Source organism: Isoptericola sp. NPDC019482, from assembly GCF_040632295.1.
Lineage (GTDB): Bacteria > Actinomycetota > Actinomycetes > Actinomycetales > Cellulomonadaceae > Isoptericola.
In genome coordinates, this window is the sequence record NZ_JBEYBQ010000035.1 from 16,706 (window position 1) to 38,467 (window position 21,762).

General features: G+C 74.0%; 20 protein-coding genes. 9 read left to right on the forward strand and 11 right to left on the reverse strand.

From position 1 onward, the window contains the following. Window position 1: 1 nt before the first annotated feature. Window positions 2-931: an ABC transporter substrate-binding protein gene (locus ABZ493_RS18130; RefSeq protein ID WP_430583520.1), complete on the reverse strand. Its 930-nt coding sequence runs from the start codon at window positions 929-931 to the stop codon at window positions 2-4. 124 nt (window positions 932-1,055) lie between these two features. Between ABZ493_RS18130 and ABZ493_RS18135 the strand changes: the two genes are divergently transcribed. Further along, a complete protein-coding gene (locus ABZ493_RS18135; RefSeq protein ID WP_430583521.1) occupies window positions 1,056-1,931 on the forward strand; it encodes an EamA family transporter in 876 nt (291 codons plus the stop codon). A 59-nt stretch (window positions 1,932-1,990) separates the two neighbouring features. Continuing rightward, window positions 1,991-2,416, forward strand: a complete 426-nt coding sequence (locus ABZ493_RS18140; RefSeq protein ID WP_430583522.1) for a hypothetical protein — start codon at window positions 1,991-1,993, stop codon at window positions 2,414-2,416. 69 nt (window positions 2,417-2,485) lie between these two features. On the opposite strand, the gene ABZ493_RS18145 is transcribed toward ABZ493_RS18140, so the two are convergent. The 7 genes from ABZ493_RS18145 to ABZ493_RS18175 all read right to left on the reverse strand — a co-directional run bounded on the left by ABZ493_RS18145 (window position 2,486) and on the right by ABZ493_RS18175 (window position 10,212). Beyond that, entirely contained in the window at window positions 2,486-2,653 is a 168-nt protein-coding gene (locus tag ABZ493_RS18145) for a methionine/alanine import family NSS transporter small subunit (protein WP_430583523.1), read from the reverse strand. Next, window positions 2,650-4,236: a sodium-dependent transporter gene (locus ABZ493_RS18150; protein WP_430583524.1), complete on the reverse strand. Its 1,587-nt coding sequence runs from the start codon at window positions 4,234-4,236 to the stop codon at window positions 2,650-2,652. The genes ABZ493_RS18145 and ABZ493_RS18150 overlap by 4 nt, the downstream gene beginning before the upstream one ends. 123 nt (window positions 4,237-4,359) lie before the next feature. Then, window positions 4,360-5,637 carry an FAD-binding protein gene (locus ABZ493_RS18155; protein WP_430583525.1) on the reverse strand — a complete coding sequence of 426 codons (1,278 nt, stop codon included), beginning with the start codon at window positions 5,635-5,637 and terminating at the stop codon, window positions 4,360-4,362. A 60-nt stretch (window positions 5,638-5,697) separates the two neighbouring features. Next, window positions 5,698-6,873, reverse strand: coding sequence for a winged helix DNA-binding domain-containing protein (locus ABZ493_RS18160; RefSeq protein WP_430583526.1), 1,176 nt, complete (start codon window positions 6,871-6,873; stop codon window positions 5,698-5,700). Window positions 6,874-6,877: 4 nt separating this feature from the next. Then, window positions 6,878-7,246, reverse strand: a complete 369-nt coding sequence (locus ABZ493_RS18165) for an STAS domain-containing protein (RefSeq protein WP_430583527.1) — start codon at window positions 7,244-7,246, stop codon at window positions 6,878-6,880. 120 nt (window positions 7,247-7,366) lie between these two features. Then, window positions 7,367-7,927, reverse strand: a complete 561-nt coding sequence (locus tag ABZ493_RS18170; RefSeq protein ID WP_430583528.1) for a YbaK/EbsC family protein — start codon at window positions 7,925-7,927, stop codon at window positions 7,367-7,369. Further along, window positions 7,924-10,212: a PASTA domain-containing protein gene (locus tag ABZ493_RS18175; RefSeq protein ID WP_430583529.1), complete on the reverse strand. Its 2,289-nt coding sequence runs from the start codon at window positions 10,210-10,212 to the stop codon at window positions 7,924-7,926. Before ABZ493_RS18175 ends, ABZ493_RS18170 begins: the two co-directional genes overlap by 4 nt. 265 nt (window positions 10,213-10,477) lie before the next feature. Between ABZ493_RS18175 and ABZ493_RS18180 the strand changes: the two genes are divergently transcribed. The 3 genes from ABZ493_RS18180 (at window position 10,478) to ABZ493_RS18190 (ending at window position 13,669) form a co-directional block, all read left to right on the forward strand. After that, complete coding sequence (locus ABZ493_RS18180) at window positions 10,478-11,254, forward strand: 5-oxoprolinase subunit PxpA (RefSeq protein WP_430583530.1); 777 nt, start codon at window positions 10,478-10,480, stop codon at window positions 11,252-11,254. 2 nt (window positions 11,255-11,256) lie between these two features. After that, window positions 11,257-12,996 carry a carboxyltransferase domain-containing protein gene (locus ABZ493_RS18185; protein WP_430583531.1) on the forward strand — a complete coding sequence of 580 codons (1,740 nt, stop codon included), beginning with the start codon at window positions 11,257-11,259 and terminating at the stop codon, window positions 12,994-12,996. Between the two features lie 133 nt (window positions 12,997-13,129). Continuing rightward, a complete protein-coding gene (locus ABZ493_RS18190) occupies window positions 13,130-13,669 on the forward strand; it encodes a DUF4822 domain-containing protein (RefSeq protein WP_430583532.1) in 540 nt (179 codons plus the stop codon). A gap of 22 nt (window positions 13,670-13,691) precedes the next feature. Here ABZ493_RS18190 and ABZ493_RS18195 read toward each other — a convergent pair whose 3' ends face one another. Beyond that, a complete protein-coding gene (locus ABZ493_RS18195) occupies window positions 13,692-14,420 on the reverse strand; it encodes a TetR/AcrR family transcriptional regulator (RefSeq protein ID WP_430583533.1) in 729 nt (242 codons plus the stop codon). Between the two features lie 120 nt (window positions 14,421-14,540). Here ABZ493_RS18195 and ABZ493_RS18200 point away from each other — a divergent pair, with 120 nt between their 5' ends. Further along, window positions 14,541-15,731: an FAD-dependent monooxygenase gene (locus ABZ493_RS18200; protein ID WP_430583534.1), complete on the forward strand. Its 1,191-nt coding sequence runs from the start codon at window positions 14,541-14,543 to the stop codon at window positions 15,729-15,731. Here the strand turns inward: ABZ493_RS18200 and ABZ493_RS18205 are convergent. Further along, window positions 15,716-16,654, reverse strand: coding sequence for a CPBP family intramembrane glutamic endopeptidase (locus ABZ493_RS18205; protein ID WP_430583535.1), 939 nt, complete (start codon window positions 16,652-16,654; stop codon window positions 15,716-15,718). The genes ABZ493_RS18200 and ABZ493_RS18205 overlap by 16 nt on opposite strands. Window positions 16,655-16,749: 95 nt before the next feature. Next, window positions 16,750-17,493 (reverse strand): methyltransferase domain-containing protein, encoded by a 744-nt coding sequence (locus tag ABZ493_RS18210; protein WP_430583536.1) that lies wholly within the window; start codon window positions 17,491-17,493, stop codon window positions 16,750-16,752. Window positions 17,494-17,797: 304 nt separating this feature from the next. Between ABZ493_RS18210 and ABZ493_RS18215 the strand changes: the two genes are divergently transcribed. From ABZ493_RS18215 to kdpB, 3 genes are read left to right on the forward strand one after another with little or no spacing between them, the layout of a single operon-like run. Continuing rightward, window positions 17,798-17,887, forward strand: a complete 90-nt coding sequence (locus tag ABZ493_RS18215; protein ID WP_429734823.1) for a potassium-transporting ATPase subunit F — start codon at window positions 17,798-17,800, stop codon at window positions 17,885-17,887. After that, on the forward strand, window positions 17,887-19,560 hold the full coding sequence (gene kdpA / locus ABZ493_RS18220; RefSeq protein WP_430583537.1) for a potassium-transporting ATPase subunit KdpA: 1,674 nt from the start codon (window positions 17,887-17,889) through the stop codon (window positions 19,558-19,560). The genes ABZ493_RS18215 and kdpA overlap by 1 nt, the downstream gene beginning before the upstream one ends. Window positions 19,561-19,574: 14 nt before the next feature. Next, window positions 19,575-21,746 (forward strand): potassium-transporting ATPase subunit KdpB, encoded by a 2,172-nt coding sequence (gene kdpB / locus ABZ493_RS18225; RefSeq protein WP_430583538.1) that lies wholly within the window; start codon window positions 19,575-19,577, stop codon window positions 21,744-21,746. Window positions 21,747-21,762: the final 16 nt, after the last annotated feature.

Genomic DNA, 21,762 nt, shown 5'->3' on the forward strand with positions numbered 1-21,762 from the left:
GTCAGCCTGCCGGGTTCAGCTCGGCCGTGTCGAGCACGGCCGCGCCGGAGCCCCAGGTGTCGGCGACCTGGGCGAGCACGCCGTCGTCCATGAGCTTCTGCAGGCCGGCCTGGACGGCCTTCGCGAGATCCTCGTCGTCCTTGGCGACGACGACGCCGTACGGCGCGGCGTCCGTGATCTCGCCGAGCGCCTCGACGGAGCCGCCGGTCTGCTCGACGGCGTAGGCGATGATCGGCGAGTCCGCGTACATCGCCTGCAGCTTGCCGCCCGCGAGGTTGGTCGTGACGTCGGACTGCGAGTCGTAGGGCAGCACGTCGACGGCTTCCTTGCCCTCGTCCGTGCAGGTCGTGCTGACCTCGGCCAGCTCGTCCTGCTGGATGGTGCCGGTCTGCACGCCGACGCTGACGCCGCACAGGTCGTCGGGGGTCACGCCGTCGGGGTTGCCCTTCGCCACGGCGAACTGCGAGCCGGCGGTGAAGTAGCTGACCATGTTGACCGTCTCCAGGCGCTCGGGCGTGACCGAGAACGCCGACATGCCGGCCTCGTACTTGCTGCCGATGGCCGGGATGATCGAGTCGAAGCCCGCGTTCTCGACCTTCAGCTCCAGACCCATCGTCCTGGCGAGCGCGGTCGCGATGTCGATGTCGATACCGACCGGCGTCGTGCCGTCCGCGTCGAGGAACTCCACCGGCGCGTACTGCAGGTTGGAGCCGAGGGTCAGCGTGCCGTCCTCGGACACGGCGTCCGGGACCAGCGCGGCGACGGCGTCGTCCTTCTGGATCGCGTCGAGGTCGACGGCGGCGGAGGTGCTGTCGTCGGACGCGCCCGGCGTGGAGCCGAGGTCCTGCGAGGCCGTCGTGCAGCCGGTGAGGGCGAGGGCGGCGACAGCCGTGGTGACGACGGTCGACGCGAGGACGTGGCGGGTGCGCATGGTGGGCTCCGAGGATCGTGCGAGGGGTCGATGCATGAGTATGCAGGCTGAGGAATTATTCTCCAAACCGCCTGGTGATCCGCACACTCCTGGGTGACGTAGCGCGACCGGTACCGTCGGGCCGGTGACCCCCGCCGCGCTCGCTCTCGTGCTGGCCGCGGCGGTGCTGCACGCGGTGTGGAACGTGGCCGCCAAGCGGGTCACGGGCGACTCGCGCGTCTTCGTCTGGCTCTACGCCACGGCATCGGCGGTTCTGTGGGTGCCGGTGGGCCTGGTGATCCTCGCCCGGGACGGCTGGCCCGACCTCGGCGCGCTGGTCGTGGCCGGTGCCGTCTCGGGCGTGCTGCACAACCTCTACGGCGTGGCGCTCAACACCGGCTACGCGCGTGCTGACCTGGGGATCGTCTACCCGACCGCGCGGGGTACCGGTCCGCTGCTCACGATGCTCGTCGCGCTGGTCGTCCTCGGCGAGCAGGTCGACGCCGTCCACGTCGTGGGAGGTCTCGTGGTGATCGCTGGCGTGGCGGTGGTCGCGAGCTCGGGCGCGACCGGGGTCGACCCGTCGCGGGGCCTCGCGGGGGTCCGTTGGGGCCTGGCGACCGGCGCCGCCATCGCGGCGTACACGCTGTGGGACGGCCACGCCGTCACGGCCCTCGCGCTCGACCCCGTGGCCTACTTCGCGTGCAACGCCGTCTGGCAGTCGCTCACGCTGGCGCCGATCCTGCGCGACCGCGGGCGGCGCGCCGAGGCCGTGCGGATGAGCCGCCGGCACGCCAGGGAGATCGCGCTGGTCGCCGTGCTGTCCCCGCTGGGGTACATCCTCGTGCTCGTGGCGATGCAGACGACGCCCGTGGCGCTCGTCGCTCCCGCCCGCGAGTCGAGCATCGTCATCGGCACCCTCCTCGCCTGGTGGCTGTTCAAGGAGCCCCGTCCGATGGTGAAGATCGCCGGGTCCCTCGTCGTGCTGGCCGGCATCGCGCTCCTCGCCGTCCCCGCGTGACGACGCAGGACACGGCGGCCCGACATGCCGCGGCGGCGTCCCGGCCCTACGCTCCGAGCATGATCAGGTTCCTGCTCCGCACGGCCGTGTTCCTGCTGGCGGCGGTGGTGGGCGTCCTCGTCGCCGCCTGGGTCTTCGCCGCCTTCGACCTCGAGACGTTCTCCATCAACTGGTCCGAGCCGCTGGGCTTCGTCCTCGCCGTCGTCATCTTCGCCGTGGCGCAGGCGATCATCTCCCCGTTCCTCACCAAGGTGGCCCGCAACAACGCACCCGCGCTCGTCGGTGGCGTCGGCCTGCTCTCGACGTTCGTCGCGCTCGCCGTCGCGGTGGTCTTCACGGACGGGCTCGACGTCGGAGGCGTCGCCGGCTGGATCATCGGCCCGGTCATCGTCTGGCTGGCGGGCATGCTGGCGGCGTTCATCCTGCCGCTGTTCCTGCTCAAGGAGGGCGTGGAGAAGGTCAAGGAGAACCGCGAGGACGACTGACCGCCGAGATAGAGAAGCTGGACCCGCGAGATAGAGAGGGGGTCCAGCTTCTCTATCTCGGCGACAGGGTCACGTGTCGCGCTCGGTGATCGCGTCGTCCTCACGGTGGTCGTCGTCGCCGCCGGGCGGGTAGTCCGCGCGCTCCGAGCGGGCGCGCAGGGCGAGGATGCTCACCAGCAGGCCGCCCCAGACGACCGCCAGCGACAGCACCATGAGCAGGATCGCGTCGCCGTTCATCGGGCCGCCCCCTTCGTCGTCGTGGCCGCCGTGACCGGCGGGTAGGCGGGCCAGGCGACGAAGTCGTCAGGGCTGCGTCGCCAGCGCGGCAGCGTCAGCACCACGGCCCCGACGACGAGCACCACGAGCGTGCCCCAGCCGGCATACAGCAGGTAGGTCTCGTCGTAGCCCTCGTACCCGTTCTGCACGAGGTCGACGATGCGCGAGACCAGCATGTACGCGAGCACGGCCGGCACGATCGCCCCGACGCAGACGTACCACCAGCGGCCCACCTGGAAGGTCGAGACCGCGTTCAGGTGGTAGCGCAGCTCCGGGCTGGTGCGCAGCAGCCAGACGAGGAACACGCACATGAGCACCGCGGACGCCACGATGCCGACGTTGTTGGACCAGTTGTCGATCGTGTCCAGGGCGATGAGGCCCGTCGTCGTCGAGAAGCCCACCACGGACAGCACGGCCGCGACGACGCCGATCCACAGCACCGCCTTGCGTCGCGTGAGGCCGAACTTCTCCTGGAACCCGGCCGACACGACCTGGAGGATCGAGATCAGCGACGTGAACCCGGCCATCGCGAGCGACCCGAAGAACAGCGCACCGAACAGCGGCCCGGCCGGCATCTGCGAGACGACGGCGGGGAACGTCACGAAGGACAGGATCGGGCCGGTGATGCCCTCCAGGTCCGCGACGGCGACGCCCTGCTCGTGCGCGAGGAAGCCGAGGGCGGCGAACACGCCGATGCCCGCCAGCATCTCGAAGCCCGAGTTGGAGAACGCCACCACGAGGCCCGGCGACGTGAGGTTCGCCTTGCGCTTCCGGTACGACGAGTACGTGATCATGATGCCGAACGCGACCGAGAGCGAGAAGAAGATCTGCCCGTAGGCGGCGATCCACACGTTCATGTCGCCCAGCGCGCTCCAGTCGGGCGTGAACAGGGCGTTGAGGCCGTCGGTCGCGCCGTCCAGGAAGATCGCGCGCACGACCAGCACGGTGAACGCGACGACCAGCAGCGGCAGGAAGATGACGTTGGCCTTCTCGATGCCCTTCGCGACGCCGCCCACGAGGACGGCGATGGTCGCGACCCACACCAGCAGCAGCGGGATCAGCACCGCGGGCACGAAGTCGAGCGTGAACCACGCCCCGCCGTTCGCGGTGTCGGAGAGCTGGAGGTAGTCGCCGGTGAAGAAGCCGGCCGTGTCGTCGCCCCACTTCAGCGTGAAGGAGTACACGAAGAAGCTCAGCGCCCAGCCGATGATGGCCGCGTAGTAGATCGCGATGACGAAGCAGATCATCACCTGGAACCAGCCCAGCGTCTCGAGCCACTTCTTCACCCGGCGGAACACGGTGGGCGGGCCGCCGCGGAAGCGGTGCCCCAGCGCGTAGTCGAGGAAGAGGATCGGGATGCCCGCGGTCAGCAGCGCGATCACGTAGGGCACCAGGAAGGCGCCACCGCCGTTCTCGTACGCGACCCCGGGGAACCGCCAGATGTTGCCCAGCCCGACGGCGGAGCCGATCGCGGAGAGGATGAAGCCGACCTGCCCGGTGAACTGCTCCCGGGGAGGCGAGGTGTCAGTGGTCGTGGTGCTCACAGGCGTCGAACCTCCACGGTGAGGGGCGTCACGTCAAACGTGTCTCACGGATCGATGCTGCCCGACAGGCCGGTCCCTGGCCAGCCCTCGCCCCGGCGGGTCCCCGCCGGGACCGGGCCGGGGTCAGCCCGCGAGCAGGCGCCCCACCAGCCCGCCGTGGAGCCGGCCGTCGGGGTCGAACCGCGCGGCCAGGCGCCGGAAGTCGTCGAACCGCGGGAAGAGCGCCGTCGTCGTCGGGGCGTCGAGCGTGCTCACCTTGCCCCAGTGCGGGCGCGCACCGAGCGGCACCAGCGCCTGCTCGACGGCGGGCAGCACGGCCCGCACGTCGTCCTCGCGCGGCACCCACGTGAAGTGGAACGCCACGGACGGCTCGTCGAAAGGGCTGAGCCACAGGTCGTCGGCGGCGACCGTGCGGATCTCGCTGGTCTGCAGCAGCGGCGCGACCGTCGGGCCGAGGCCGCGCATCGCCTCGATCGCGGCGACCGCGTTGCGGCGCGGCAGCAGGTACTCCGACTGCACCTCGTCGCCGTTCGACGGCGTGAACTCCAGCCGGAAGTGGCTCAGCCGCTCGTGCCACGGGCCGTCCACTCCGAGCTGCTCGGTGCACGCCGACGGGTCGACGCCCGGCAGCGGGTGCACCGGCACGTCCGACCAGCGCAGGAAGTCGGGGGCGAGCCCGCGCACCTCGGGCCGGTCCGCGCGGGCCACGGACTTGAACCACACGTGCCGCACGGCGGGCTCGTCCCAGCTCGTGAAGGCGCTCACCGAGTACGCCGCCGAGGTGATCGCGTCGAAGCTGGCGAGGTACGTGTCCCACGGGACGTCGGCCGCGACGTCCTGCCGCACCACGTAGGCCGGGACCGTGCGCAGCTCGACGCGCGTCACGACGCCCAACGCCCCCAGCGACACCACCGTGCCGGGGAAGACGTCCGGGTCGCTCGCGCGGGTGATGCGGCGCAGCTCGCCGCCCGGCGTCATGATCTCCAGGCCCTCGACGACGCTCGCGAGGCTCTGGTTCGTGTCGCCGGAGCCGTGCGTGGCCGTGGCGACCGCGCCCGCCACGGAGATGTGCGGCAGCGACGCGAGGTTGCCCAGAGCGCGGCCGGTCGCGTGCAGGGCGCGGGACACCTCGCCGTAGCGCAGGCCCGCGTTCACGGACACGACGTCGCCCTCCGCGCCGTCCTCGGGCGTCAGCGGCTCGACCGCGGGGCGGCCGTCGTCGAGCCCGTCCACCTGGACGTGCACGCCGTCCGTGTCCGCGACGTCGTTGAACGAGTGGCGCGACCCCAGCGCGCGCACCCGGCCGCCGGCGGTGAGCACGTCGGCGAGCTCCTCCAGCGACGCGGGGCGCACGACGGAGCGTGCGGAGTACGTGAGGTTCCCGGCCCAGTTGCGATGCACGGGACCACCCTGCCATCCGGTCGCCCGGCGCGGTGCCCCGGTCCAGGTTCAGTCCCGCGTTCAGTCCAGGTAGTTGTCGAGATCGGCGACCGCGGCGTCCAGGGCGCCGCGCTCGGCCGGCGTCAGGTCCCGCAGCCACTGCACGTCCAGCGCGGTCCGCCCGGCCGGCCAGCGCCAGCGGCCCGCGACGACGCCGTCCACCGCCAGCGAGTGCACGTACGCCCCCGCCCGGTCCGGCGGCGGCAGCGCCGGGTCGAGCACGACGTGCCGGGTCTCGCGGTAGGACATGAGGAGCTCGTCGTACGCCTGCAGCAGGTCGGCGACCGGCCGGTCCGGGTCGTCCCGCGCCACCGCACCGCCGGCCCACGCCTCCGCCGTGCCCGCCGTCGCCACCAGCGTCAGGCCCTCGAGGTCGCCGGCACCCGGCACCTGCACCGCCTCGCCCGCGTCGAGGAGCGCGGCCAGCGCGGGGGCGAGGTCCCGCACGGTGACGTCGCTCCACAGGCGCAGGTCGTTGACGGTCGCGAACGCCCGGCCGGGCAGGTAGCGGCGCCACAGCTCGACGACGGCCGCCTCGGCGTCGAACCGCTCGCCGAGCGGCCCGTAGCCCGCGGGGACGCGGTCGTCGAAGGTCGCGTACGACTGGTGCTGCAGCTCCTTGCCGGCCGGCGGCGGCCCGCTGATCACGAGCCGCTGCAGCTCCGCGTGCATGAGCATCTGGGTGTACGCGAGGCCCGGGGCGTCGGGGTCGAGCACGCCGCGGGCGACCAGCTCGGCCTTGATCTCCGCACGGGTGCGCGGGCCGTCCGCGACGGCGGCGGCGACGGCGTCCGTCCCCGGCCCCAGGTCGCCGAGGTCCCACGACCGCTCGGTGGACGCCATCAGCCTCTCGACCCGCGGCGCGGTGAGCTCGAGCAGCCAGCGCGCGTCGCGCGGCCGCACGAGGTGCCACGTCGGGCGCAGCACGTGGGTGCGCAGCAGGTCCCCGTCGGCGAGCGCCGTGTTCAGGGCGGCACGGCCCGGTCGCGACGACGGCGCCACCCGCCGCGAGAGGCCCCACAGCGCCGGCTGCAGCTCCTGCCCCTGCACCGCGAGGAGCGCGTCGACGACGGCAGGCGCGTCGGGCAGGCCCGGCCCGCGCAGGCCCGTGGCGGCGAAGCGCTCGGCCCGCACCGTGGCGCCGTCGACGCCACGCTCGACGGCTCTGTCGACGGCTCTGTCGATCGGGGCGGCCACCCGGTCAGCCGGCCCGGCCGGCGGGAACCGCCTCCGCGAGGGGGATGCGGCCGCCCATGCCGACCATGTCGAGCACCTCCGCGACCGCCTCGGACGGCTGGTACAGGCTCACCGACGTCCCCGTCTCCTGCCCCAGCATGTACACCTGCAGGATGAACGCGACCCCGGACGAGTCGATGAACGTGACGTCCCGGGTGTCCACGACGATGGGTTGCGTCGTGCCCCGCGCCGCGAGCGCCGCCATCGCGTCGCTCGCCGCCTCGCGCAGCGCCGCGTCGACCTCGCCCCACAGGGTGAGGACGGTCGCCTCGTCGGTGGTCCGGGACGCGATCCCCGAGCTCGGCAGGGGGTCGCTGCTGCTGTCGATGTCCATGTGGTCGAGTTGCTCCCGTGCGTGGGGCCGTGCGGCCTGGGACGCGGTCTGCGCCCTCTCGGTACAGCGAACGGCCCGCGTCGAGTGTTCCCCCGTCAGGCGGATTCGTCCAGCATCCGTTCAATCCTGGCGGGTCGACGCCGGGCCGGCCGGCGTCGTGCGGGCGGGGCCCGCCGGTACAGGGTCGTCCAGGTCCGTGACGTCCGCGACCCGGGCGTCGAGGACGCGAGCAAGGTCACCGCCGTCGACCGTCGCGGAGACGCCGTGGCCGCCGCCCCCGATCGACACCGGCCCAGCCTGCGCGACCCGCGAGTCCGCGACCACCGGCCAGGGCGTGAGCGAGCCGAACGGGGTGATGGTGCCGCGCTCGTACCCGGTGACGTCGCGCGCCACGTCCTTGTCCGGCATCGACAGCCGGGACACCCCGAGCAGCGCCCGCAGCCGCGGCCACGCGATCGTGCGGTCGCCCGGCACCAGCACGAACAGGAAGTCGCCGTCCCCGCGGCGCACCACGATCGTCTTGACCACCTGCGCCGGCGTGACGCCACGCGCGGCGGCGGCCTCCGCCAGGGAGCGCACCGGGCCGTGCCGGACGATCTCGAACGCGATGCCCGCCGCCTCCAGCGCCTCGCGCGTCCGCCGCTCGCCGGGGGTCTCGGCGGGCGGCTCGGACGACGTCACTCGCCTGTGCCCGTCGAGCTGCCCGTCGCCACGACGAGGGTGATCTCGCTCCCCAGGAGTGCGAGCTTCCCCGCCGCGACCTCGGTCCCCGCGACCTCGGCGTCGTCCCCGACACCCTCCGCCGTCACAGCCACGAACCCGTGCGCCTCGAGCTCCTCGCGGGCCGCGGCCACGGTCATCCCGGCGACGTCCGGGACCGGGTCCGCCGCGCCCCCGGTGATCAGGACGGTCGAGCCCTTGTCGACCTTGTCGCCGACCCCCTGGGTCTCGACGACCAGGTCGTCCGCCTCGACGTCGCCCGACGTCTCGACCAGGAGCCCGAGGCCCTCGAGCTCCGCGCGGGCGTCGGCCACCGTCCAGCCGGTGACGTCCGGGACGGTCACCTGCTGCGGACCGCTCGAGACGTAGAGGGTCACCGTCGAGCCCGGGGCCACCTCGGTCGAGGCGCCGGGATCGGTCCCCAGCGCGACCCCCGCCGGCCGATCCGTGCTGGCCTTCTCCACCACGGTGACCTTGAGCCCGCGGTCCCGCAGCGCCTGCTCCGCCGCCCCGCTCTCCTCGCCTGCCACGGCCGGGACCGCCACCTGCTCAGGCGTCGGCTCGGCCTCCGGGCCGCCCGAGACCACGAGGGTGACCGTGGCCCCGGTCCGGACCTTCGTGCCCGCGCCCTTGGTCGTCACGACCGTGCCCTCGGGGACGTCGTCGTCCGCGCGCGTCACGGTGGTGACCTTCAGCCCCAGCGACTGGAGCGTCTTCTTCGCCGTGGCGAGGGTCTGGCCGGCGACGTCCGGCACCGTGACCTTCGCGGGCGCGGCGGGCTGCTCGGCGGAGTCGCCGCCCTTGCCCGAGCCCTTGCCGCCGTCGGACGTCGAGCCGGACGGCTTCCCGCCCTTGTCCGTCGCCGTGTCGCCGGCGCCGCCCTTCGCCGTGCCGTCCTTGCCGCCCGCGGCCTTCGAGCCGCCCTTCGTGCCCTGGACGTCCTTGCCGGCCTGCTCGGCCGCGGCGGTGGGACCGCCGCCGCCCGCGACGTCGTCGGACTTCCACGCCCGGTCGGGGATGGGGCCCGCGGCGAAGAACTCGAAGTGCCACGGCTCGGGCTTCGACCCGGTGGAGCGCGCCCACGACGGGTTGTCCCAGCCGTAGTCCGGCCCGTGCACGCGCATCCACGTGTGCTCGGCGGACGTGAAGGTCGAGATCGGGTAGCCCAGGTCGACGGCGAGCCCCCACCCGTGGTTCGACGTGCCCGGCGTCGCCGCGAGCCACCCCTTCGTGGCCTTGACGCGGATCTGCAGCTCCAGCGATCGGTACGAGTCGGTCATCGGGATGGGCACCCCGAACTCCTTCTCGTACTCCTTGCTCAGCGCGGAGAGCTGCTCGGCGGCGTCGCACCGCAGCATGTGGCCGGGGGCGAAGTCGAGCGGGCACAGCGCCGACGCGGGGATGCGCCCGTTGGCGTAGCCCGCCGTGCTCGTGCCGTACCGGTCGACGACCTCGCGCAGGCTCGCCGTCAGCGTGGCGCGCGCGGCGGTCGTGCCGTCCATCCCCGCGGGCAGGATGCCCGCCTCGAGCGTCGTCGTCGCCGGGTCCAGCAACGTCGCCAGGCGCGTGGCCGCGACGACGAGGTCGTCGAACGTCACCTCGTCGTCCTCGTGCGCGTCGGGCTGCTCGGCGTCGGGCTGTACGGCGTCGGGCTGCTCGGCGTCGGGCTGTACGACGTCCGGCCGTTCCCCGGTGGCCGCCGGCGTGGGCTCGTCACCGGGGTCGATCGCGACCTGCCGGGCGACGGGCACGGCCTCCGGCTCGCCGGTCGCCGGTGGCACGACGTCGGGTGCGAGGTCCGGCTGGGTCGCGTCCGGCTCGGGCGTGGGGGCCGGGAGGACCGGCGCGGGCACCTCGGAGCCCGCGGTCGCGAACGGGCGGTCGGACGACGTGGCGGCCTGCTGCGCCAGGTAGGTGCTGAGCAGCATGCCGAGCTCGGCGGCGGCCTGCTCCACCGCGGGCGTCACCTTCCGGCCCGCGTCCTGGGCGGCGAGCTCCGCACGCTCGAGGACGCCCAGCACCTCCTGCAACGTCGTCGGGCCGGTCGACGTCGGCGTCCCGACGACGCCGACGGAGACCCCCTCGCCCACGCGGCTGCCCGCACCGAGGTCGGGGGTGTGCTGGTCGGCGGCGATGGTCTGGAGGGTGTCGGCGTTCCACGGGAGACCGGCGACGGGGGCCGCGACGAGGCCCGCGGCGAGGACGCACGACGCCGTCGCCGTCGCGAGCACCCTGCCGACACGCACACCCCGTCCGGGGTCCCTCGGAGACCTCACGACGACGAACCTCCCCCATCGGCACTGCTCAGGCGCTCGGATCCTGCCACACCTCGGGGTCGTCGTGTGACATGGGCGACAGGATCGTCCCTTCACTGTGCGTCACGCGCCGCGGACGTGCCACCCCTGGGACGAGAGTTCACTCCCCGGCCATGCGCGCACCATGACCGGAGCAACCGTCGCTGCACGGTGATACGTACCGGCCGCCCCCGTCGGCGCGCGGCAGACTGGGTGCATGATCACCGTCGACCTCAACAGCGACCTCGGCGAGGGCTTCGGCGACGGGGACCGGAGCGACGACGCGGCGATGCTCGAGGTCGTGTCGTCGGCGAACGTCGCCTGCGGCTTCCACGCCGGGGACCCCGCGTTGATCCACCGCACCGTGCGCCTCGCGGCCGAGCGCGGGGTCACGATCGGGGCGCACGTCGGCTACCGCGACCTGGCGGGCTTCGGCCGACGCGACCTGGACGTCCCGTCCGCCGAGCTGCGTGCCGACGTGATCTACCAGCTCGGCGCGCTGCAGGCGCTGGCCGCCGCCGAGGGCACCCGCGTCACCTACGTGAAGCCGCACGGCGCGCTCTACAACACGTCCGCCGTCGACGACCGGGTGGCGGCCGACGTCGCGGCGGCGATCGCGGCCGTCGATCCCGCCCTCGTGCTGCTCGGCCTGCCCGACAGCCTGGCCCTCGCCGCCGCCGGGGCCGCGGGCCTGGCCACTGCCGCGGAGGCGTTCGCCGACCGCGCCTACACGTCCGCCGGCACGCTCGTGCCGCGCGGCGAGGCGGGCGCCGTCCTGCACGACCCGGACGTCGTGGCCCGCCGGATGCTCCGGCTCGTCACCGAGGGCGTGGTCGAGGCCGTCGACGGCACCGTGGTGCGGGTGCCCGCCGACTCGGTGTGCGTGCACGGAGACACCCCCGGCGCCGTCGCGATGGCCCGCCGCGTGCGCGCCGTGCTCGTCGACGCGGGGATCGCCCTCGCCGCGTTCGCCCCGGCGTCGCCGAGGGCGTGAGCGTGGGCGCGAGGGGGCGCGTCCTGCCCGTGCGGGTCCTCCCCGTGCGCGACGACGCGCTGCTCGTCGAGGTCGCGGACCTCGCGCACGCGCTCGCGCTCGACGCGTCCCTGCGCGACGACCCTGTGGCCGGCGTCGGGCAGCCCGTGCCCGGCGCGCGCACGCTGCTGGTCCCGTTCGACCCGTGGCGGCTGCCCGCGGCGCGCCTCGCGGAGCTGCTGCGGGCACGGGCGGCCGCGACGACGCGACCGACCGGGGCCGGGGAGGACGGCGGGAGGCTCGTCGAGATCCCCGCCGTGTACGACGGCGAGGACCTGGCCGACGTCGCGCGCCTGCTCGGGTGCAGCCCCGAGGAGGTGGTGCGGCGGCACACCGGCGCGTCGTGGGTGGTGGGGTTCGTCGGCTTCGCGCCGGGGTTCGCGTACCTGACCGGGGACGACGAGACGCTCGTCGTGCCGCGGCGGGAGACGCCCCGCACGCGCGTGCCCGCGGGCGCGGTGGCGCTGGCCGGCCCGTACTCGGGCGTCTACCCGCGCTCCAGCCCGGGCGGGTGGCAGCTCGTCGGGCGGACCGACGTCGTCACCTGGGACGCCGACCGTGACCCGCCCACGCCGTGGGCCCCCGGCGACCGGGTGCGGTTCACGGCCGTGCGCAGCTCGGCCCGGATCGGCGGAGGCGCTCGCGGCGGCAGTTCCGGCCCGGCGCGGCAGTCCGAACTGCCGACGCGAGCCCGAACTGCCGCGCCGACGACGTCGAGCACCGGGCGGACGACGACGTCGGGCGGCGCGCTGGAGGTCGTGGCACCCGGCCTCCTGGCTCTCGTGCAGGACCTCGGCCGACCGGGGCTGGCGCACCTCGGCGTCTCCCCGTCCGGTGCCGCCGACCCGCGCAGCCTGCGTGCGGCGAACCGCGCGGCGGGCAACTCTGCGAGGGCGGCCGCGGTCGAGGCCGTGGGCGGCGGCCTGCGGCTGCGCGCCCACACCGACGTCGTCGTCGCGCTCGCCGGGGCGGACGCGCGCGCCGTCGTGCACCGCGGCGGCGACCCGCACGACGCCCGCCGCGCATCCCTGGCTCAGGCGTTCCGCCTGCGCGCCGGCGACGAGCTCGCGCTGGGCGCCCCGGCCCGCGGCCGGCGCACGTACGTCGCCGTCCGCGGCGGCGTGGACGCGCCACGCGCGCTCGGCTCCCGCGCCACCGACACCCTCGCCCACCTGGGCCCGGATCCCCTCGCCCCGGGGGCCCTCCTGCGCTGTGAGCGGGCGTTTGGCCCCGTTCTCGGTGTCAGACAGGGCCAAACGCCCGCTCACAGCGATGCGGGGGCGGTGGCGGTGGACGACGTCGGGGCGCCGGTCGCGGCGGCGCTGCCCGCGCCTGGCGAGGTCACGACGCTCCCCGTCGTGCTCGGCCCGCACGACGACTGGTTCGCGGACCCCGCCGCGCTGCTCGACCAGGAGTGGCGGGTGACCGACCGCTCGGACCGGGTGGGGCTGCGGCTGGACGGCACGCCCCTGGCCCGGACCGCCGACGCGCGGGGGCGCGAGCTGCCCAGCGAGGGCTGCGTGACCGGAGCCCTGCAGGTGCCGCCGGACGGCCTGCCGGTGCTGTTCGGCGTCGACCATCCCCTCACCGGCGGCTACCCGGTGGTCGCGTCCGTGGCGTCCACGCACCTGTGGCTGCTGGGCCAGCTGCCGCCGGGCGCGCTGCTGCGGTTCGTGCCGGTCGTACCTCATCCGTTCGGCTGACTCCCGGCGAGCCCGGCAGGCGATGTGGTCGTCGGGTGCCCGGAACCACGATGGATCCGACGCACCGACGCACCGACGCACCGACGCACCGGGACACGCTCCGTCGTCCCGGGCACGAGAGAAGGACAGCCACGTGAAGCTCACGAAGTCGACCAAGCCCGCCACGATCGCCCTCTCGGCGCTGGTCGCGCTGGGCGCGCTCACCGCCTGCAGCACCGGCGAGGCGGACGCCGCGGCCGGTGCCGACACCGCCGCGTCGCAGGAGGCTGCCGCGGCCGACGAGGCGCAGACGCCGTCCGACGTGCTCGCGTCGACCGCGTGGGAGACCACCGGCGCGACCGACGAGTCGGGCGCGGACGTCCCGCTGGACGACGAGGACGTCAGCACCTTCGTCGGCTGGGCGTACTTCGGGGCCGACGGCACGTTCGCGATGTACGACCTCGACGACAGCCCCAAGATGCAGGGCGACTGGACGGTCGACGCGGAGGGCACGACCCGCCACATCGTGGCGAAGGACGACGCCGGCGAGGTGCAGTTCGAGCGCGACTCGGACATCGTCACGCTCACCGACGAGGAGTTCACCTACCGCGTGTTCCCCGAGGAGGGGAACACCGACGTGTACTACGACATCGTGCACACCCCGACCGACCACGCGGAGCCCGCGGCGTCCTGACGCCGACCCGTCGCCCGCCCGGTCAGGCGCGCTCGGCGGCGAGCGCCGCGACCCCGGCGACCACACGCGCGACGCCGAACCGCAGGGCGTCGTCGTGGCCGCCCGGCTCGGCGTCGGCGAAGGCCGCCACGGTGAGCGGGTAGTCGTCCGCATGCTCGGCGAGGACGGGCCCGAGCCCGGCGGCGAGGTCGCCCTCCGGCGAGGCGCCGCGCGGCTGCTGGCGCACGAGCGACATCACGTGACCGACCAGGAGCGCGAGCGTGTCGAGCTTCTCCGCGCCGGTGAGGGGGAGGTCCCCGAACGCCGCGAGGCCGGCCTCGAACCAGGCGAGCTCGACGGGGCCGGGCACGTGCGGCCGCTGCGCGAGCTCGACCGACCAGGGCCGCGCGAGGGCCCGCGCGTGGACGCTGCCGGCCCAGCCCGTCAGCGCGGCCCGCCAGCCCGCCCCCGTCGCCGCGGGCGGCGCGGCCCCGAGCGCGGCGTCGAGCAGGAGCGCGTCCAGCTCGACGCGGCCCGGCACGTAGCGGTACAGCGCCATCTTGGTGGTGCCGAGGCGTGCGGCGACGGCCTGCATCGTCACCGCGTCGAGCCCGCGGTCGTCCGCGATCTCCGTCGCCGCGGCCACGATGGCGTCGACGCTGAAGCGCGGCTTGGGCCCGCGGCGGGCAGGCGTCGCGCGCCGCCACAGCAGCGCGACGACGTCGTCGGTGCTCGTCGCGCTCGTCCCGGCCCCCGGATGGTCGGCGCTCATCGCTCCCCCTGCCTCCGGCGGCTGCCGGTCTCGCGCGCCCTGAAGTATTGCGTCCATCGTACGCGGATGTTTACTGTGTCCTTCAGACGCAATTAAGCGTCGGTCACCGAAGGAGCAGTTATGTCCACCTCAAAGGTCCTCGTCTCCGGCGCGAGCATCGCAGGGCCCGCGCTCGCCCGCTGGCTCGGCCGCAACGGGTTCGACGTCACCGTCGTCGAGAAGGCCCCCGCGCTCCGGCCCGGCGGCCAGGCGGTCGACTTCAAGGGCCGCACGCACCGCGACGTCCTGGACCGCATGGGGATCCTCGACGACGTGCGCGCCCGCCAGACCCCGCGGACCGACTGGCGCATGGTCGACGCCCACGACCGGGTCCGCGCCGTGATCCCGGGCGAGTTCATCGGCGGCGACGTCGAGATCCTGCGCGGCGACCTCGCCACGATCCTGCACGAGCACACCGCCCGCGACGCCGAGTACGTGTTCGGCGACGAGATCGTCGGCACGACCGAGACGACGGACGGCGTGCAGGTCGCGTTCGCGCACCGGCCGAGCGAGCGGTTCGACCTGGTGGTCGGCGCCGACGGCGTGCACTCCGCCGTGCGGCGGCTCGCGTTCGGCCCCGAGGACCAGCTCGTGCAGCACCTCGGGCACTACTACGCGGTGGCCGACGCCGCGGCGCCGCTCGACGGGCTCGAGACGCGGCGGCCCGACGGCCGCGCCGTCGCCTACGGGTACAACGAGCCCGGCCGGCTCGCGCTGCTCGGCGGGCAGAAGGCGCCCAGCCTGTTCGTGTTCCGCGCGCCGGGCGGCGGGGCACCTGCCTACGACCGCCACGACGCCGCGTCCCAGCGAGCGTTCCTGGAGGCCGCCTTCGCCGGCGCGGGCTGGCGCGTGCCCGCCGCGCTCGACGCCGTCCGGCGGTCCGACGACCTCTATCTGGACGCCCTGGCCCGCACCCGCATGACGTCGTTCACGCGCGGCCGGTTCGCGCTGGTCGGCGACGCGGGGCACGCCAACACCCTCGGCGGGTTCGGGACGGGCCTGTCCCTCGTCGCCGCCTACGTCCTCGCCGGCGAGCTCGTGGCGGCGCGCGGCGACCACGAGGTGGCGTTCGCGGCCTACGACCGGCGGATGCGCAGGCCCACCCGGGTCGCGCGGACCGGCAACGCGGGGCCGTTCCTGGCACCACCGACGGACGCGCGCATCCGGATGCGGGACCGGACCTTCACCCACCGGTGGCTGTACGGCTCGATGCTGTGGCTGACGGACACCTTCGCCACCGACGACCGGATCCCGGCCTACGCGATGCGCTGAACCACGGGCGCCTCCGGCGGGACGGCCGCGCGGCGCCGGTCCCACCGCCGGTAGGACGCGAACGCGAGCGCCGCGGCGACGAGGAGCACCACGACCGCCGGGAGGCTCGCCTCGGTGCCGAACTCGCCACCGGTCAGCCAGGTCGGCGCGTCGTCCGCCGCGCGGAGGAAGACCGCCGACGTCGTGTGCGGCTCGAGCCCGCTGACGGCGATGCCGTACACGTTCCCCAGGGCGAAGTTCCACCCGGCGTGGATGCCGATCACGAGCCACAGGCTGCCGAGCCGCAGGACCAGGAAGCTGGCCATCAGGGCGTAGAGCAGGATCATCGAGAACGCGAGCGGCTTCGTCAGCACCCCGTGGATCAGCGTGAAGACGAGGCTCGGCACGAGCACCGCGAGCCAGCCGGGGAGCTTGAGCCCGTTGTTCTGGAGCAGGAAGCCCCGCACCAGCACCTCCTCGGTGCCGCCCTGGACGAGCACGAAGCAGGCGAGGAGGAGCAGCAGCGGCAGGGCCGACCAGCCCGACGTGGCACCGGCGGGCGCGTCCACGACCTCGTAGGCGCCGATCGCCAGCAGGAACAGCGTGGGGATCGACAGCAGGACGATCCCGGCGACGACTCCCCCCAGCATGGTCAGGACGCCCCGGCCCGGGCCGCGGAACCCGAGGGTCGCGACACGACGCCGCTCGAACAGCACGACCCACAGGAGCAGGAGCGCCAGCGCGGCGGCGAACGAGATCGCCTCCTGCAGCTGCGCCGTCGGTGTCCCCGCGGTCACCTTCCACGAGGACTCGAAGACCGCGCCCACGGCCCCCTGGACGCCGATGATGGCCACCAGGAAGACCAGGACGTACGCGAGCCAGATCGGCGTCACCCGCCTGCCGGTCGATGCGTCCTGGACGAAGGGGGTGTTGCGTACGGACACGCGCGGTCTCCTCTTGTCAGCCTGGCTCACGACTGCCGTCAGGCTAGTGCGCAGTCTCCCTCCGGGCGCGGCGAGAGCAGCGGACCGTGACTCCCTCAGACCCTGCGCACGAGCAGGCTGAACGCGTTCGGGACGCGGCCGTCCCAGGCGGCGGCATCGATGCCGGCAGGGAGCCAGAACGGGTCGGGGTGCTCCTCGAGGTGCTCGATCTCGAACCCGGCGCCCAGGCAGTCCATGACGGTCTCGGCGAGCGTGCGCTGCCGCTCCACCGCCCCGTTGCCGGGGAACGTGTCGTTGACGTGCGACGCCTCGAAGTACCCCCGGTCCGGGCGCACGCGGATCTCGTCGGCGTCCCATGCCCACAGCGGCACCAGCGGGTGGGCCTCGTAGACGTAGAACCGGCCGCCGGGCCGCAGCAGCCGGCGCACCTCGGCGAGGAACGCCGGCAGGTCCGCGACCCAGATGGGCGCGCCCTTGCCGGTGTAGACGAGGTCGGCGCACGCGTCGTCGAGGCCGCTGTCGGGCAGCGTCGCGCGGGTGTACCGGCAGGGCAGGCCGAGGGCGTCGGCCCGGCGCTGCGCGCTCTCGACCGGCGCCGGGCTGTAGTCCAGCCCGTGCACGGACCGCGCGCCGAGGCGCACCAGGGCGACGTCGTCCAGGCCGTGGCCGCTCATCGGGTGCACGACGTCGGCCCCGACGACGAGCTCCCCGATCGCGGCGACCTCCGCGGGCAGCAGCTCCACGGTGCGCGCCGCCTCGAGGTGCTCGTCGTACTCGTCGGTGTACTTGCGGGAGGCGATGGCCCATGCGGCCCGGGTGTCGTCGTCGACGGTGTCCATGCGGGGCAGCCTGGCACGGATGACTGCCGCGCACCCCCGGTTTTTCTCGGCGGCGACCGCCCCCGTATGGCTTCCGTCAGGGTGCGCCCGCGCGCCGTATGGATCCCGTGAGGACGGGGTTCACGGGCTTCCGGCGGGTGTTGCATCGACGTCGGCGCCCGAGCAGGGGCGCCCGGCCGGGCCCCACCCGGGACGGCCGCCGTACTCGGAGTGGGGACGTGCTGGTGCTCGACGTCGTCTACGTGCTGGGCGTGATCGCCCTGTTCGCACTGGTGGCCGGGATCGCGAAGGCGGTGGAGAAGCTGTGATCGTCGTCGAGCTCCTCGCCGCCGCGCTCGGCGTGGCCGCGCTGGTCTACCTCGTGGTGGCCCTCGTGAAGCCGGAGAAGTTCTGATGGGCTGGGTCGGGGCGGTCCTCGCGCTCGGGACCGTCGCCCTCGTCCTCGCGGTCGTCCACCGGTCGTTCGGCGACTACCTGGCGACCGTGTACACCACGCCCCGCGACTGGCGCGTCGAGCGGGGCCTGTACCGGGTGCTGGGCGTGGACCCGAGGTCGGGGCAGACGTGGCAGGCGTACGCCCGCGGCGTGCTGGCGTTCTCGGTCGTCGGCCTGCTCCTCGTCTACGCCCTGCAGCGCTCGCAGCAGTGGCTGCCGTACTCGCTGGGGCTGCCCGCCGTGCCGCCGGACCTGTCTTTCAACACGGCCGCGTCCTTCGTGGGGAACACGAACTGGCAGTCGTACTCGCCCGAGCAGACCGTCGGGTACACGGTGCAGCTCGCCGGGCTCGCGGTGCAGAACTTCGTCTCCGCGGCGGTCGGCATGGCCGTCGCCGTGGCGCTGGTGCGCGGGTTCGCGCACCGCCGCACGGGGACGATCGGCAACCTCTGGGTCGACCTGGTCCGGGGCTCGCTGCGCGTCCTGCTGCCGCTCTCGGTGGTGGGCGCGGTCGTGCTGATGATCGGCGGCGTCGTGCAGAACGTCGACGGCTTCACCGACGTCACGACCGTGGCCGGGGGCGCGCAGAGCATCCCCGGCGGGCCGGTGGCGTCGCAGGAGGCCATCAAGCTGCTCGGCACCAACGGCGGCGGGTTCTTCAACGCGAACTCGGCGCACCCGTTCGAGAACCCGACGGCGTGGACGAACGTCGTCGAGGTGCTCCTCATGCTGGCCATCCCGTTCTCGCTGCCCCGTACGTTCGGCCGGATGGTCGGCGACCTGCGGCAGGGGTACGCGATCCTCGCGGCGATGGGCGTGATCTTCGTGGCGTCGTTCGCCGCGCTGACGGCGTTCGAGTCCGCCGGGAACGGCACCGCCCCGCAGCTCGCCGGCGGCGCGATGGAGGGCAAGGAGGCGCGGTTCGGCATCGTCGGGACCACGCTCTTCGCGACGGCGAGCACGACGACGTCGACCGGCGCGGTCAACGCGATGCACGACTCGTTCACCGCGCTGGGCGGGATGCTCCCGATGCTCAACATGATGCTCGGCGAGGTGGCGCCCGGCGGCGTCGGGTCGGGCCTCTACGGCATGCTCGTGCTCGCCGTCATCGCCGTCTTCGTCGCGGGCCTGCTCGTGGGGCGCACGCCCGAGTACCTGGGCAAGAAGATCGGGCCCCGCGAGATCAAGCTCGCGAGCCTCTCCATCCTCGTCACCCCGACGCTCGTGCTGGCGGGCACCGCGCTCAGCTTCGCGATCCCGGCCGTGCGCGAGAGCGTCGTGGGGACGACGATCTGGAACCCGGGCGTGCACGGCACGTCCGAGGTCCTCTACGCCTTCACCTCCGCGGCCAACAACAACGGCTCCGCCTTTGCCGGCATCACGGCGAACACCCCCTGGATGAACACGGCGCTCGGCGTCGCGATCCTGCTCGGGCGCTTCGTGCCGATCGTGCTCGTGCTCGCCCTCGCCGGGTCGCTCGCCCGGCAGGACAAGGTGCCCGCCACCGCGGGGACGCTGCCCACGCACCGCCCGCAGTTCGTCGGGCTGCTCGTCGGGGTCGTCGTCATCCTCACCGCGCTCACCTACTTCCCCGTTCTCGCGCTGGGTCCCCTGGCGGAAGGGCTCGTCTGACCATGTCCACCTCATTGCCCACCACGACCGACACCCCGTCGTTCCCCGCTCCCTCGTCACCGCAGGCCCCCCGCACGCCCGGCGGGGTCTTCACCTGGGCCCAGGTGCGGGCCGCCTTGCCGGGCGCGGTCCGCAAGCTCGACCCGCGCCAGATGTGGCGCAACCCCGTGATGTTCGTCGTGTGGGTCGGCGCCGCGCTGACCACGGCGCTCGCCGTCGTCGAGCCGTTCCTCGGTGGGCCCGTGACCTCGGGCGGCACCGTCGTCCCCGGCTCGTTCACGGCCGTGATCGCGCTGTTCCTCTGGCTCACCGTCGTGTTCGCGAACCTCGCCGAGTCGGTCGCGGAGGGCCGTGGCAAGGCCCAGGCGGACACGCTCCGCCAGACCCGCACGGCCACGGTCGCGCACCGCGTCGCCGCCTACGACGACGCGGCCGACCCCGACGCCCTGCGCGCCACACTCGACGACGTGTCGTCGGCCGACCTGGACCTCGGCGATGTCGTCGTGGTCGCCGCCGGCGACCTCGTGCCGGGCGACGGCGAGATCGTGCGCGGCATCGCGTCCGTGGACGAGTCCGCCATCACCGGCGAGTCCGCGCCCGTGATCCGCGAGTCGGGCGGCGACCGGTCCGCCGTCACCGGCGGCACGCGGGTGCTGTCCGACCGGATCGTCGTGCGCATCACCTCGAAGCCGGGCGAGACGTTCGTGGACCGGATGATCGCGCTCGTCGAGGGCGCCAGCCGGCAGAAGACGCCGAACGAGATCGCGCTGAGCATCCTGCTGGCGTCGCTGTCCATCGTGTTCGTCGTCGTCGCGCTCACCCTGGACCCGATCGCGTCGTACGCGGCGAGCCCGGTGAGCGTGGCGGTGCTCGTCGCGCTGCTGGTCTGCCTCATCCCGACGACGATCGGCGCGCTGCTGTCCGCCATCGGCATCGCCGGGATGGACCGCCTCGTGCAGCGCAACGTGCTCGCGATGTCCGGCCGCGCCGTCGAGGCCGCCGGGGACGTCACCACGCTGCTCCTCGACAAGACCGGCACCATCACCTACGGCAACCGGCAGGCGAGCGAGTTCCTGCCGCTGGCCGGCGTCGACGCCCGCGACCTGGTGCGCGCCGCCGCCCTCTCGTCCCTCGCGGACCCGACGCCGGAGGGCGCGTCGATCGTCGCGCTCGCCGCCCGGGCCGGGACGGAGGCGGGCCGCCACGAGAGCACCTCGGTGCCCGGCGAGGTCGTGCCGTTCACCGCGCAGACCCGGATGTCCGGCCTCGACGAGCCCGACGGCACGCAGATCCGCAAGGGCGCCGGCTCGGCCGTCATGGCCTGGCTCGCCGACGACGCCCCCACGGCGGGCACCGTCGTCGCGGAGGTCGAGGACGCCGTCGAGCGCGTGGCTCGGTCCGGCGGCACGCCGCTGGTCGTGGCGGTCCGGACGCCGGGCGAGGCCGGTCGCGTGCTCGGCGTCGTGCACCTCAAGGACGTCGTCAAGGAGGGCATCGCGGACCGGTTCGCCGAGCTCCGCGCCATGGGCATCCGCACCGTGATGGTCACCGGCGACAACCCGCTGACCGCCGCGGCCATCGCCGCCGAGGCCGGCGTCGACGACTACCTCGCCGAGGCCACGCCGGAGGACAAGCTGGAGCTGATCCGGCGCGAGCAGGAGGGCGGCAGCCTCGTCGCGATGACCGGGGACGGCACCAACGACGCCCCCGCCCTCGCGCAGGCCGACGTCGGCGTCGCGATGAACTCGGGCACGTCGGCCGCGAAGGAGGCCGGCAACATGGTCGACCTCGACTCCGACCCCACCAAGCTCATCGACGTGGTCCGCATCGGCAAGCAGCTGCTCATCACCCGCGGCGCGCTGACGACCTTCTCCATCGCGAACGACATCGCCAAGTACTTCGCGATCATCCCGGCGATGTTCATGGGCGTGTTCCCCGGGCTCGAGGCGCTCAACATCATGGGCCTGAGCTCGCCGTCGTCCGCCGTGGTCTCGGCGATCGTGTTCAACGCGCTCGTCATCGTGCTGCTCATCCCGCTGTCGCTGCGCGGCGTGCGGTACCGGCCGATGGACGCGTCGAAGACCCTGGGCCGCAACCTCCTGGTCTTCGGCCTCGGCGGCATCGTCGCGCCGTTCGTCGGCATCTGGCTCATCGACCTCGTCGTGCGCCTCGTCCCCGGCTTCTGAGCAGCACAGTCCTGAG

Coding starts and splice junctions, on each gene's coding strand:
- ABZ493_RS18130 (WP_430583520.1), bottom strand. CDS start 931: ATGCGCACCCGCCACGTCCTCGCGTCGACCGTCGTCACCACGGCTGTC.
- ABZ493_RS18140 (WP_430583522.1), top strand. CDS start 1,991: ATGATCAGGTTCCTGCTCCGCACGGCCGTGTTCCTGCTGGCGGCGGTG.
- ABZ493_RS18145 (WP_430583523.1), bottom strand. CDS start 2,653: ATGAACGGCGACGCGATCCTGCTCATGGTGCTGTCGCTGGCGGTCGTC.
- ABZ493_RS18165 (WP_430583527.1), bottom strand. CDS start 7,246: ATGGACATCGACAGCAGCAGCGACCCCCTGCCGAGCTCGGGGATCGCG.
- ABZ493_RS18180 (WP_430583530.1), top strand. CDS start 10,478: ATGATCACCGTCGACCTCAACAGCGACCTCGGCGAGGGCTTCGGCGAC.
- ABZ493_RS18195 (WP_430583533.1), bottom strand. CDS start 14,420: ATGAGCGCCGACCATCCGGGGGCCGGGACGAGCGCGACGAGCACCGAC.
- ABZ493_RS18200 (WP_430583534.1), top strand. CDS start 14,541: ATGTCCACCTCAAAGGTCCTCGTCTCCGGCGCGAGCATCGCAGGGCCC.
- ABZ493_RS18210 (WP_430583536.1), bottom strand. CDS start 17,493: ATGGACACCGTCGACGACGACACCCGGGCCGCATGGGCCATCGCCTCC.
- kdpA (WP_430583537.1), top strand. CDS start 17,887: ATGGGCTGGGTCGGGGCGGTCCTCGCGCTCGGGACCGTCGCCCTCGTC.